The organism is Shewanella atlantica, assembly GCF_003966265.1.
Classification (GTDB): Bacteria; Pseudomonadota; Gammaproteobacteria; order Enterobacterales; family Shewanellaceae; genus Shewanella; species Shewanella atlantica.
In genome coordinates, this window is sequence record NZ_RXNV01000005.1 from 177,545 (window position 1) to 189,025 (window position 11,481).

General features: G+C 48.7%; 8 protein-coding genes. 5 read left to right on the forward strand and 3 right to left on the reverse strand.

Going from position 1 to position 11,481, the window contains the following annotated elements:
• Positions 1–4: 4 nt before the first annotated feature.
• The 4 genes from EKG39_RS13310 to EKG39_RS13325 all read left to right on the forward strand — a co-directional run bounded on the left by EKG39_RS13310 (position 5) and on the right by EKG39_RS13325 (position 7,243).
• Positions 5–3,184 carry a glycoside hydrolase family 2 TIM barrel-domain containing protein gene (locus EKG39_RS13310; protein WP_126506233.1) on the forward strand — a complete coding sequence of 1,060 codons (3,180 nt, stop codon included), beginning with the start codon at positions 5–7 and terminating at the stop codon, positions 3,182–3,184.
• A gap of 104 nt (positions 3,185–3,288) precedes the next feature.
• The gene (locus tag EKG39_RS13315; RefSeq protein WP_126506234.1) at positions 3,289–4,713 is read left to right on the forward strand and encodes a solute:sodium symporter family transporter; all 1,425 of its coding nucleotides are present in this window, start codon (positions 3,289–3,291) and stop codon (positions 4,711–4,713) included.
• Between the two features lie 257 nt (positions 4,714–4,970).
• Complete coding sequence (gene galK, locus EKG39_RS13320) at positions 4,971–6,137, forward strand: galactokinase (RefSeq protein WP_126506235.1); 1,167 nt, start codon at positions 4,971–4,973, stop codon at positions 6,135–6,137.
• 71 nt (positions 6,138–6,208) lie between these two features.
• The gene (locus EKG39_RS13325) at positions 6,209–7,243 is read left to right on the forward strand and encodes an aldose epimerase family protein (protein WP_126506236.1); all 1,035 of its coding nucleotides are present in this window, start codon (positions 6,209–6,211) and stop codon (positions 7,241–7,243) included.
• A 113-nt stretch (positions 7,244–7,356) separates the two neighbouring features.
• Here the strand turns inward: EKG39_RS13325 and EKG39_RS13330 are convergent, their stop codons facing one another.
• From EKG39_RS13330 to EKG39_RS13340, 3 genes are all read right to left on the reverse strand, one after another.
• Positions 7,357–7,806 (reverse strand): hypothetical protein, encoded by a 450-nt coding sequence (locus EKG39_RS13330; protein ID WP_126506237.1) that lies wholly within the window; start codon positions 7,804–7,806, stop codon positions 7,357–7,359.
• Between the two features lie 480 nt (positions 7,807–8,286).
• Positions 8,287–9,324 carry an NAD(P)H-quinone oxidoreductase gene (locus tag EKG39_RS13335; protein ID WP_126506238.1) on the reverse strand — a complete coding sequence of 346 codons (1,038 nt, stop codon included), beginning with the start codon at positions 9,322–9,324 and terminating at the stop codon, positions 8,287–8,289.
• Positions 9,325–9,812: 488 nt separating this feature from the next.
• Positions 9,813–10,565, reverse strand: a complete 753-nt coding sequence (locus tag EKG39_RS13340; RefSeq protein ID WP_126506239.1) for a TetR/AcrR family transcriptional regulator — start codon at positions 10,563–10,565, stop codon at positions 9,813–9,815.
• A gap of 494 nt (positions 10,566–11,059) precedes the next feature.
• Between EKG39_RS13340 and EKG39_RS13345 the strand changes: the two genes are divergently transcribed.
• Positions 11,060–11,455, forward strand: coding sequence for a LuxR C-terminal-related transcriptional regulator (locus EKG39_RS13345; RefSeq protein WP_185817598.1), 396 nt, complete (start codon positions 11,060–11,062; stop codon positions 11,453–11,455).
• Positions 11,456–11,481 lie beyond the last annotated feature (26 nt).

Here is an 11,481-nt window from a genome sequence, read left to right on the forward strand (position 1 = left end):
TTTAATGTCAAAAGCACTCACCTTAGCCGGCGTCCTAGCCAGCACCCTACTCATCGGTTTATGCAGCCTCACTTCTCAGGCAGCCGAGCGCTGGCAGGATCACTCGGTATTTGAGGTAAACAAAGAGCCACCACACGCCAGCTTCTTCGCTTATAGCTCCATCCTGAAAGCGAGTGCGGACAATTATCAAGATAGCAAAAACTTTATGGATCTCAATGGAACCTGGCAGTTTCATTATGCGCCAAATCCAGCTTCTGTCCCTGCAGACTTTGCAAACACCACCTATGATCCCACGGGCTGGGGCACCATTAATGTCCCGGGCAACTGGGAGACACAAGGTTACGGTCATGCCATCTACCTCGATGAGCGCTATCCCTTCACCACCAGCTGGCCCGATGCCCCCCAAGATCATAATCCGACGGGCGGTTATCGACGTGAATTCACCCTGCCCGATGATTGGCAAGGCAAGCAGGTATTTTTCCATTTGGGCGCCGCAAGATCCTCATTGACCCTATTGGTTAACGGCAAGGAAGTAGGCTACAGCCAAGGGGCTAAGACGCCGGCCGAATTCAATATTACTCAGTACCTGAAATCAGGTACAAACCTGCTTTCGATGAAGATCATTCGCTGGAGTGATGCCAGTTATCTTGAAAGCCAGGACATGCTTCGCATGAGCGGCATAGAAAGAGATGTTTACCTTTACGCCACGCCGCCACAACGAATTGCCGATATCGATGCCCTCTACAATCTCAACGAGAAACTAGACAGAGCCGAACTGGCATTTAACCTCAAGCTAATAAACCATCAATCTGCAGCCCCAGTCTCGGTTAGCTATCAACTATTTTCACCAGCTGGCGTGCTTGAGGAAAGCGGCAACCAGCAGCTGATATTGAAAGATGAAAGCCACCTTTCATTCAATGCCAAGCTCGCAGATCCCTTGCTATGGAGCGCCGAAACGCCAGAGCTCTATCAGCTTATCGTCAGCATGAAAGATGATAAAGGCACGTTACTGCAGGCCAGTAGCCAACATATCGGTTTTCGCCATATAGAGATTAAAGCGGGGCAATTGTTCGTCAATAAGCGGGCCATCACCATTCGCGGTGTCGACCGCCATGAAACTGACCCACTGACCGGTCACGTCGTCAGCCGTGAGAGTATGGAGCAAGATATCCGTTTGATGAAGCAAAACAACATCAATGCCGTTCGCTCATCTCACTACCCTAACGATCCATACTGGCTTTATCTGACCGATAAGTACGGCATGTACGTTATCGATGAAGCCAATATCGAGTCGCATCCTCTCGCCATCGATGAAAAGACCCAACTCGGCAACGAAATGAGTTGGTACCCGGCCCATTTGGCGCGGGTCGAGCGTATGCTTGAACGGGATAAGAACCACCCATCGATTATCATCTGGTCTCTAGGTAACGAGGCTGGCGAAGGAGAACTGTTTGAACAGCTCTACCACTGGGTAAAACGGCGCGATCCCAGTCGTCCGGTTCAGTATGAACCCGCTGGAACGGCTGCCTATACCGATATCGTCGCCCCTATGTACCCTTCTATTGAGCGGATAGAAAGGTATGCCAAAGAAGATAACGATCGGCCACTTATCATGATTGAGTATGCCCACGCCATGGGCAATTCAGTTGGCAACCTTCAGGACTACTGGGATGTCATAGAGAGATACCCGAACCTGCAGGGCGGTTTTATTTGGGACTGGGTAGATCAATCGCTTAAGTTTGTTAATGACAAAGGGGAAGAGTATTGGGCCTATGGCAAGGATTACCACCTGGATATGCCCACCGACGGCAACTTCCTCAATAACGGTTTGGTCGACCCGGACCGAAACCCGCACCCTCACCTGAGCGAAGTAAAGAAGGTTTATCAAGCCATAGGGTTCGATAATTTCAGATTCGATGACTCTTTCGATAGCTATAGTGCCAGTATCAGGTTAACCAACAAATATGATTTCAAAGATACCAGCGGGCTGACATTAAGCTGGACGCTACAAAAAGATGGCATAGCCGTCGCGAGTGGCAGCGAACCTATGCCTGTGATCGCGGCCGGTGAAGCTAAATCAGTCACGATCAAGCTCACAAGCAAACCTGCGCTTCCTCTCGATGCCAGACACGAATACCAACTACTGCTTTCGGTCTCACTTGCGACTCCTCAACCTCTGATGCCAGCCGGGCATGAGTTAGCTTTTTCACAGCACCTACTGCAGGAAGCCAACCCGAGCATCTCACCAGTGAGCAAGGCAACCAGCTTAGATGAAACTGAAACACTGTGGCGACTTAGTCATGGGGATAATCAGTACTCACTCTCCAAAGGCTCCGGCTGGTTAACTGAGGTCGAGATTGATGGTGAATCCCGGATCGAGGCGCCCTTACAGGCTAACTTCTGGCGCGCCCCCACAGATAACGACTTAGGTAACGGCATGCCCGACTGGGCAGGAGTATGGCAAGACGCGGCGGCGCAGCTCACCGTACAATCCATCGAGCCTCTCGAGCAGCACGGGCTTATTGTGACCCACCGGCACCCCAAGTTAGGTTTTACCATGGTGACACGATACCGGGTAAATAAGCGTGGCGAGCTCATGGTTCAAACCAGCTTCACCCCTGGGAAGATCAGCCTTCCGGATCTCCCCAAATTTGGCTTTACGACTCGCCTCCCTTTCGGGCAGCGTTATCTGAGTTATTACGGACGCGGCCCAGAAGAGACCTATGCAGACAGAGCCTCGGGTAACCCTTTGGGCTGGTATCAACTGCCTATAGATAGATTATTTCACCGTTATTCACGCCCCCAAGAGACCGGGCAACGAACCCAGATCAGATATGCCGCTGTCAGAAACAATGCCGGCACCGGACTAATGGCCGTTGCAGAAAACGAGATGCAAACCAGTTTATGGCCCTTTAGCCTGAATGATATCGACTTCAGGGCAGGCGATGCACAGGGTTCGGCATCTGGGTTAGTCCCGGTGACACAGAACCATGGCGGCGAGATCCCTCTGCGTGACTTTGTCACCTGGAATATAGATCTGAAACAGATGGGCGTCGGTGGCGATACCTCATGGGGCCGCCCGGTGCATGACAAGTACCGAATTAAGGCCGAAAAGATGAGTTTCGAGTTCAGACTCGTCCCGATAACAGCGCAGAGCCAACTACAGCAACTGGCCCGGGAGTAATACCTATCGCTATCCCCCCCGCTCCGATTAGTAACTAAAATTCAGCAGTGTGCCGTCGCTGATTACGTATTGAAAAATGATAATAAAAAAGACAAGGAATCAAGATGGAACAGATAGTTCAACTCGCCATATTTTTTGGCTTAACGGCAACGGTGGGGTTAATCACCTACCTCAAGTGCCGTAATATCAAACGCGATAACAGCGACAGCAGAGACTACTTCCTTGCCGGCGGAGGCTTGAGCTGGGTCGTGGTTGCCGGCTCCCTGATGATGACCAATATCAGCGCCGAGCAGATTGTCGGAATGAACGGCGCACAGGCTCTGCTCGTTGCCTGGTGGGAGATAGCCGCCGCCGTTGGACTGATTATTTTGGCTAAATGGCTTATCCCTATCTATTACAAATATAACTGCACCACCACCACAGAACTACTTGAGCGCAAATATAATGACAAGGGCATTCGCGCCATGGTCTCGGTGCTCTTTATGCTTGGATATGCCTTTATATTACTCCCCGTCGTTCTGTATACCGGCTCGCTGTTTATGAAGTCTATGTTTGGCCTACAGATATCTGTCACTCTGTTGGCGATTATCTTTGCCGTTGTAGGGGCTGTTTACGCCATTTTCGGTGGTCTTAGAGCGATCGCGATCTCCGATAGCTTAAATGGGGTAGGGCTTATCTTGATGGGTATCGTGGTCTCATTTCTCGCCATGAACGCCGTTAACTGGGATCTTTCCGGCGTCCCTATCGAACGCATCACCTTGATTGGCGATGATCAATCTGATATTCCCTGGCACACATTATTAACCGGAATGATCTTCATTCAGATATTCTACTGGGGAACCAATATGGTAATAACCCAGAGAGCACTGGCGGCAAAGTCGGTGAGAGAAGCACAGAAAGGGCTATATGCCGCCGTTATCATGAAACTTATCGTGCCCATCATAGTGGTGCTGCCCGGTATCGTGGCCTTCAAGTTGTATGGCGATGTTGGCGATGTGGCTTATGGCAGGTTGGTGGGTGACATTCTTCCACCTTGGCTATCCGGCGCCTTCGCTGCCGTGATTGCCGGGGCTGTTTTGAGCTCATTTAACTCTTGTTTGAACTCGGCTGCCGCACTGTATACCTGCGATATTCACCAAAACTATGTTAACCCCGATACCGATGTTCGTAAGATAGGGACTCGGGTCGCGCTGGTTTTCACCTTAATCTCGGTGGGATTGGTGCCCATTTTCGCTAAATCTGAGAGCATTATCTCTTTGCTGCAACAGCTTAACGGCCTCTATTCCATGCCGGTTCTGGCGGCATTTATCTGCGCGCTGGCCTTCAAAAATGTACATGCTAATGCCATCAAGTTAGGCCTTATCTTCGGCGTGCTGACCTATGCCATCTTTACCTTCATATGGAGTCCATTCCACTTTATTCATATGATGGCAATTACCCTTGCAGCTACGATTATGGTCACCTTACTGTTAAGCAAGTTTGTCTTTACGGACCGAAAGGTTCCACAATTAGCGGCCGCCGAAAGTTAGTCAAATGTAAAAAGAGCGTTCGTTTTGTGTATCGTTCGCTCTAATTTCATTAGATTTTATTATCAAACTAAGAAATTCAACCCCAACTCCAGATACAAACGAAAAAAATAGATTAACTCTGTAAAAACTGAGTTACAGCCTGAGTTAAGTCGTGATATAACGATAAATACCTATCGGTATATACAGTCGAAAACTAACGCAACCGGCAAACCTGTCACAGGCAATATCATTTTTTATTTATAGAGAAACGTAAAAACATGTCGAACCCCGCACAGCGCGCGAACAAATTATTTGTGCAAACCTTTGGCACTACGGCTGATGACCTTTATCTGGCACCGGGCCGGGTAAACCTGATCGGTGAACACACTGACTATAATGATGGCTTCGTTCTGCCTGCAGCTATCAACTTCCATACGATCGTTGCCGTAAAACGCCGTGAGGATGATATTTATCGCGCCGTTTCCGATGCCTATCCCGGCGAGATAAAAGAGTGGGCTTTCGGCCAGGAAGGTGTCATGGCACCCGAAGATGGCTGGGTCAATTACCTCAAAGGCTTCACTGCTGCAATGGCGGCGTCCGGGTTACCCGCAAAAGGGTTAGATATTTCAGTCGTCGGTAACGTTCCCCTTGGCGCCGGCCTTTCATCCTCTGCGGCTCTGGAACTCGCGTTCGGAACCGCCGTTAATGATTGCAGTCAACTCAGGCTCTCTCCTCTTGCTGTCGCCCAAATGGCACAGCGCGGCGAGAACCAATATGTGGGATGTGCCTGCGGCATTATGGATCAGATGATCAGTGCCTTGGGTGAACAGGATCACGCGCTACTCATCGATTGTGAAGACTTAGACAGCGAACCGGTTCATATCCCCGATAGCCTGAGCCTCATCATAGTCAATTCCAATGTTCAGCGTGGGCTTGTCGACTCAGAATACAACCTGCGCCGCGAACAGTGTGAAGAGGTGGCAAGCCATTTTGGGCTCGACTCCCTGAGACACCTTGAACTTTCTCAGCTCGAAGCCGCAAAGTCCGAGCTGTCGGATGTCTGCTATCGACGTGCCCGTCATGTGCTTACCGAGAACAGACGCACTCAGAATGCCAGTCATGCACTGGAAGCCGGGAATATCAGCACCTTGAGCGAGCTTATGGCTCAATCCCATGCATCTATGCGAGATGACTTCGAAATCACAGTTCCTCAAATCGATACTCTGGTAGAGATCATCTCAGAGGTGATAGGCACCCGTGGCGGCGTCAGAATGACCGGCGGCGGTTTTGGTGGCTGTGTCGTGGCGCTCGTTGACCATGAGCTGACCGATGCTGTGGTCGAAGCCATTGAGGCTGAGTATCCAAAACAGACCGGACTGGAACCCACGGTTTACCTCTGCTCTGCCAGTGGTGGCGCCACCCGAATTGAAAAAGATGCCTATTAGACTTCTGCTACATTATCAGCCGTAACCTTTTAAAACGGCTGAAATAACCATCAAAGGAAAGGATGCATTTTATGGTACGTTTTCGTCCGCTGGATCCCTGGAGTGATCCCCGTGGTGGTCAAATTGAGCGTGTCAGAATAGATAACGGCATCTTAGCCCTGGAAGTATTAAGTCTGGGCGGCATCATCCGCTCCCTGTGGGCACAAGATAGGGACGGCGAGCGTGGCAACATAGTTCTGGGTTGTGACTCGGCCGAAGATTATCTGGCCCAAGATGCTCATTTAGGCGCTATTGCCGGGCGTTATGCAAACAGAATTGCTAACGGCCAGATCGCTTTCGATGGTGAGCATTATAATTTAGATAAAAATCAAGAAAACAACTGTCTGCATGGAGGCCGGGAAGGGTTCAATAGAAAGCAGTGGAACATAGGTCAGCTTCCCGATGGTGTTCGTTTGACTCTGGTTAGTCCCGATGGTGATATGGGATTTCCCGGTAACTGTAACATTCAGGTCGATTACCGCCTGGTAGGAAATAACCTCTATGTAGAGATGTTTGCCGCCACTGACAGAGCCAGCCCGCTCAGCATGACACAACATAGTTACTTTAATCTGGAGGGGACCCGCTCCGTCAGTAACAGTAACCACAGTCTGCAGATCGATAGCTCCGAATATCTGGCCATAGACTCAGCCGGGATCCCCATCGGTATCATACAGGGTGCCGGCGGCAACTTAGATTTAAGACAAGCTAAAACCCTTTCAAGTATTCAAGAGGCTAATGAGCTCAAAGAGACCGGCGGATTAGATCATTGTTATCTTATGAAAAATAACGATAAGGAGTTAATTCGTTTCGGAAACCTTAGCGCGCCCGAATCGGGGCGGACCATGACGCTCTATACCAATCAACCGGGAGTGCAGGTTTACGGCGCCAACTTTTTGCAAGGCAACTCAGGGCGTAATGGGCAGCAATTAAAGCGTCATCAGGCTGTCTGTATCGAACCCCAACAACTCCCCGATGCGCCTAATCAAACAGAGCTACTTGGCGATCCCTGGATAAAACCCGGTCAGGTTTATCATCATATCAGCCGCTATCAATTCGAGACATTTTAGCTCATATACTCAGGATTCTCAGATGACGACCAGCCCAATGCAGGATTGAGCGAGTCGTTATAATTGATGTGAAAGGTAACCTGAATTCGGGTTTGGATTTATATCAATTGGTATTACTCTTCTAAACCACCGGACCAACCATCGGCAAACTCACGATCCTGGCTTTCGGAACCTGCTTCCAGATCGACCTCGCCGTTGATATCTTTATCATCGGCTCCCTCATCGGGTTTTCGTTTAGGAGTCGGCTTGTTAATCAGCGGGGTATGTTTGGTCGCATTTGCCTCAACCCAGCCGTCATGTTTTTGCATAAACTGGGTTCGAGTCGCATTCCAGGCACTACCGTAAGTCTCTTCGGCGGCCTTGGCAGCCTTCTTGTCCAGATCATGAAGGTTGTTTTTGACTATCTCTTCAGCATACTCAATGATCGAATCTCTCTCGGCATTATAGAGATAGATGCGTCCAGCCGAAGCCTCCGGAAATTGTTTGTCATGGATAACGATAGCATTACCACGCGATGCTCTTAATTCGCCATACCAGACTGCAGCCTTTACTGTGTTATACATATATGCCAATACCCTTAAAATTAACACATACAGGATGAATATTAGTTAGGGATACAAGCCAGCCCTAATCTCACTCACCTATGCCGTTAAAATTTCAGAGAACATCATCTCAATGTTCCCCACCGTATCGAGCAAATCATCTCATTTTCCCTCAGATATTGGGGTCTATAAATGAATCGCTAAACTCATATCGAATTTAGTATAAAGAATCAGTTATTCAAGTTTTAATTATTAATAAGCCATAAAGTTCACAGCTTTACTTTCCAAGAAAATTTCAACTAGTTGATAGAAAGCGTAAAAAATCAATTTCCAATAAACTTAACCTCTTCTCCGACCACCAGGATAAGCAAAGAAGCACGGCTGCTTTGCCTGGTGTTCATCTTGCCAAAACACATATTGCACCTTAAAGATGACACTGATGGGTCGATCTGAACAATTTCACCTCATTGACACGAATCCAATGTTCTGTTCGATTATCCGTCAGTCGGGTATCAATACAATTTTGCCTCTATGGGCTCTCGATTCCATCAACTCATGAGCACAAACACACTCATCCAGAGAAAACTCAGCAAAAATATTAGGGATTAAATTGCAAATCGAACTCTTAGAATTGCTTTTTGTCGACTCCTGAAGCATTGGCCACACATGCTCCAGGAGTTCCTCTGCAATACCGGCTTTAGCCGTTACACTTTGGGGCCGCAAGGTTGAACCAGTCCAGCTAATTCTCTTCGCCATGATACGGAAGATATCAACCTCTGCCTTAGCGCCGCGCTGCATGGCAACAGAAACCATTCGTCCATCCATGGCTAACACTTTAAGATTCAGATTGATAAAATCGCCGCCGGCAACATCAAATACGACCTCTACACCTTTGTCTTGGGTAAATTCCATGACGGCACTGACGAAATTCTCATTCTGGTAGTTGATCGCCAGGTCTGCTCCAAGCTTGCGACAATAAGCACACTTCTCATCACTCGCGGAGGTCACTACCACACGGGCACCAAATGCCTTAGCCAAGACGATGGCCGTGCTGCCGATGCCGCCCGAGGCGCCGTGAATAAGTACAGTTTCACCGGCTTTCATACCAGCGCGCATAAATAGGTTTCCCCAGACCGTAAAAAAGGTTTCGGGAATTGCTGCAGCCTGTTGAAATGACCAACCCCGGGGTATCGGCAGACAGTGGCTGGCATAGGCTATTGCATACTCGCCGTAGCCGCCTCCAGGCACTAAGGCGCACACCTTATCGCCTGATTCCCATTGCCCCACTCCCTTAGCGACGGCACAGATCTCCCCGGCGACCTCCAGCCCAAGTATGGGGCTAGCCTCCTTTGGAGGCGGGTAGATCCCGCTACGTTGTGCTACGTCCGGACCATTGACGCCGGCGGCGCGCACCTTAATCAGTACTTGCCCGGGGGCTAATGTCGGCATTGGCGAGCGCGTCATATACATGACATCGGCCATTCCGGGCTTATCGAAGGTCACATGACTGAATTCGTTTGGTAATGAAAGATTAGGCATAAATTCACAGTCCCTGCTGTAAAAACATTCCCAATTGATACACTTGAAATCTCTTCAAATCAATTTTTACGGTCGTAAAAAAACACCGCGTAGATACGCGGTGTTTACTCAGAAAACGGACGGATAAGCCGGGAGTTCCCTATGGGAAGGAAAGTGGCATAGATTAGCGAAGGAAAACCGAACAGGTTTATCGCATTTATAACATTTCCAATCAATTTTTCGGCATAAAAAAAGGCCATGCATTACAGGGCCTTATAATTCATTAATAAGGGAATAGCTTTACCCTTTTAAATCCGGAAGCCTAGAACGGGATATCATCATCCAGATCCGGTGTGAAGTTCTGCTGTGGCTGCTGCGCCCACTATCCCAAAGAGAGCATGACATTAGCAATCTATCGATTGTACACCTCTCGGCTCCAGTGAGTTCACAACATGATAAAGGCCATAACGCCGCAAACCTATGGATAGAAAGCTCGCAACGACTTTATCTTAAAGCTCCGAACTGCTTTTCCCGGAGGTTCGAGCCGAAGCCCTCTTCTTCAGCGACATGGAGAGCATTTGGCTCTGATCCATGGCTGTTTTCCATGCCAGATCCATTTTTTTCGGATCTAACAACGGGCCGTCAATATTCCAGTCCAGTTGACGAAGAACCAACTCGCCGAGTTGGCAAAGCTTCTCTGTCGGCACTAAGTTGGGACGAAACATAATATTGGTGCGCATCACGCGTAACACCCGGGTACCACGGCAGAGAATCGACAGATCGGCGATCACCTCCATTGCCAGGGCTTTGTCATTGGAAAATGCCTGTTCATGAATAAGACCATCGACCAAATCAACCACCTGCTGGCGGTACTGTTTAAAATAGCCCTGTAGCTCCTCCACTGTCTCGGGAGTAGCCCGACCCACCAGATCACAGTTGCTAAGCAGGAAGTTGGTGCCCATGTTGTCGCTGTCCATATCAACAAAGTCGATACAGTAGGGAGCAAAGCCAATCTGAAACATTATCTGTTCGGCGCTGTTCAGCCCCAGCGTCTTTACCTGGTTCAAGCCCATTCCGTGCCGTCGAATGTTTTCGGCGGCTCCCAGCAGCAACAGATCGTCTTTATTGCGGACTTCCCGGTATAGGCTGCCCACCGACAGCCCGGTCGCCTTGGCAAGATCACGCATTGAAAACTCGAATAGCCCCTTTTCGATAATCAACTCTCGTGCCGCTTTCAACACCTGTTGTCGATACTTCCCCATTCTCTGCTCCTATGGCTTAAGACTCTGGATAATACAGTGGTGACCTTGTTACAGATTTTGCGATTGAGTGTGCACTATAAATTTACCGTATATAGAAAAGCAAATAGCAGTCTGGACGGGTGTTCCACTATCTGCTCCCCACTCGCAATTTAGGGTGACCATTATCACAAATAATTCCCCCTCTCCCTCTCATAAGGACGAATCGTTCACAATTTTTTTTACTTATTAACAGACTTGGAACAAACCCAACTGCCATCACTCAGTGAATTTATGGCAATCCATTATAATTTTCACACCGTTTAATTACTAAGCTTATGGGGAGGGATCGACTCATGCAGCCAACCGGTTGGATCTTTTATCAGTCAAAGCATTGTGGCCTGTCGCGGTATGCCTCGTACGAAATAAGCCCCTGGGATCTCAAGTTTGATTCCCGGTTTGAATGCAGCAAAATCTACGTGTCGGATCCGGCTTTGCGGCAAAGTGCATGCGTAATTGTGGCTTCAGAAAAAAACGCAGCCTTCCACTTCACTCAGGCAAAAGACAAACAGACACAGGGTCAGAGAGTCTACAGCGCCCAGCTTCGTCAAGGTTATTTAATCCTTATCTTTAACCAAGTTCACCACCCAAAGATCGAAGAGGTTAAGCAATATTTTCATGACATGGTTCTGCCATTTATTCTGCAACAGGAACAGACGGAAGAACTCAACGACCGCACCAAAACCATTGTAAAACTGACCGCATTGGGTTTCACCACCAAAGAGATAGCCAATGCTCTCTTTCTGTCTAATCGAGGTGTCGACTACCACCTTGATATAGCGAAAAAAACCTTAGGTGCCAGCAATAGATCCGTTTTGGTCTTCCTGGCCATGCAGCAAAGCTGGTTTGCCTGAGACCTTACTAACCAATAAAAAGTGAT

What these genes read in the sequence shown, in the direction of transcription:
- EKG39_RS13310 (WP_126506233.1), top strand. Translation starts at nt 5, where the DNA reads ATGTCAAAAGCACTCACCTTAGCCGGCGTCCTAGCCAGCACCCTACTC.
- EKG39_RS13315 (WP_126506234.1), top strand. Translation starts at nt 3,289, where the DNA reads ATGGAACAGATAGTTCAACTCGCCATATTTTTTGGCTTAACGGCAACG.
- EKG39_RS13325 (WP_126506236.1), top strand. Translation starts at nt 6,209, where the DNA reads ATGGTACGTTTTCGTCCGCTGGATCCCTGGAGTGATCCCCGTGGTGGT.
- EKG39_RS13340 (WP_126506239.1), bottom strand. Translation starts at nt 10,565, where the DNA reads ATGGGGAAGTATCGACAACAGGTGTTGAAAGCGGCACGAGAGTTGATT.
- galK (WP_126506235.1), top strand. Translation starts at nt 4,971, where the DNA reads ATGTCGAACCCCGCACAGCGCGCGAACAAATTATTTGTGCAAACCTTT.
- EKG39_RS13335 (WP_126506238.1), bottom strand. Translation starts at nt 9,324, where the DNA reads ATGCCTAATCTTTCATTACCAAACGAATTCAGTCATGTGACCTTCGAT.
- EKG39_RS13330 (WP_126506237.1), bottom strand. Translation starts at nt 7,806, where the DNA reads ATGTATAACACAGTAAAGGCTGCAGTCTGGTATGGCGAATTAAGAGCA.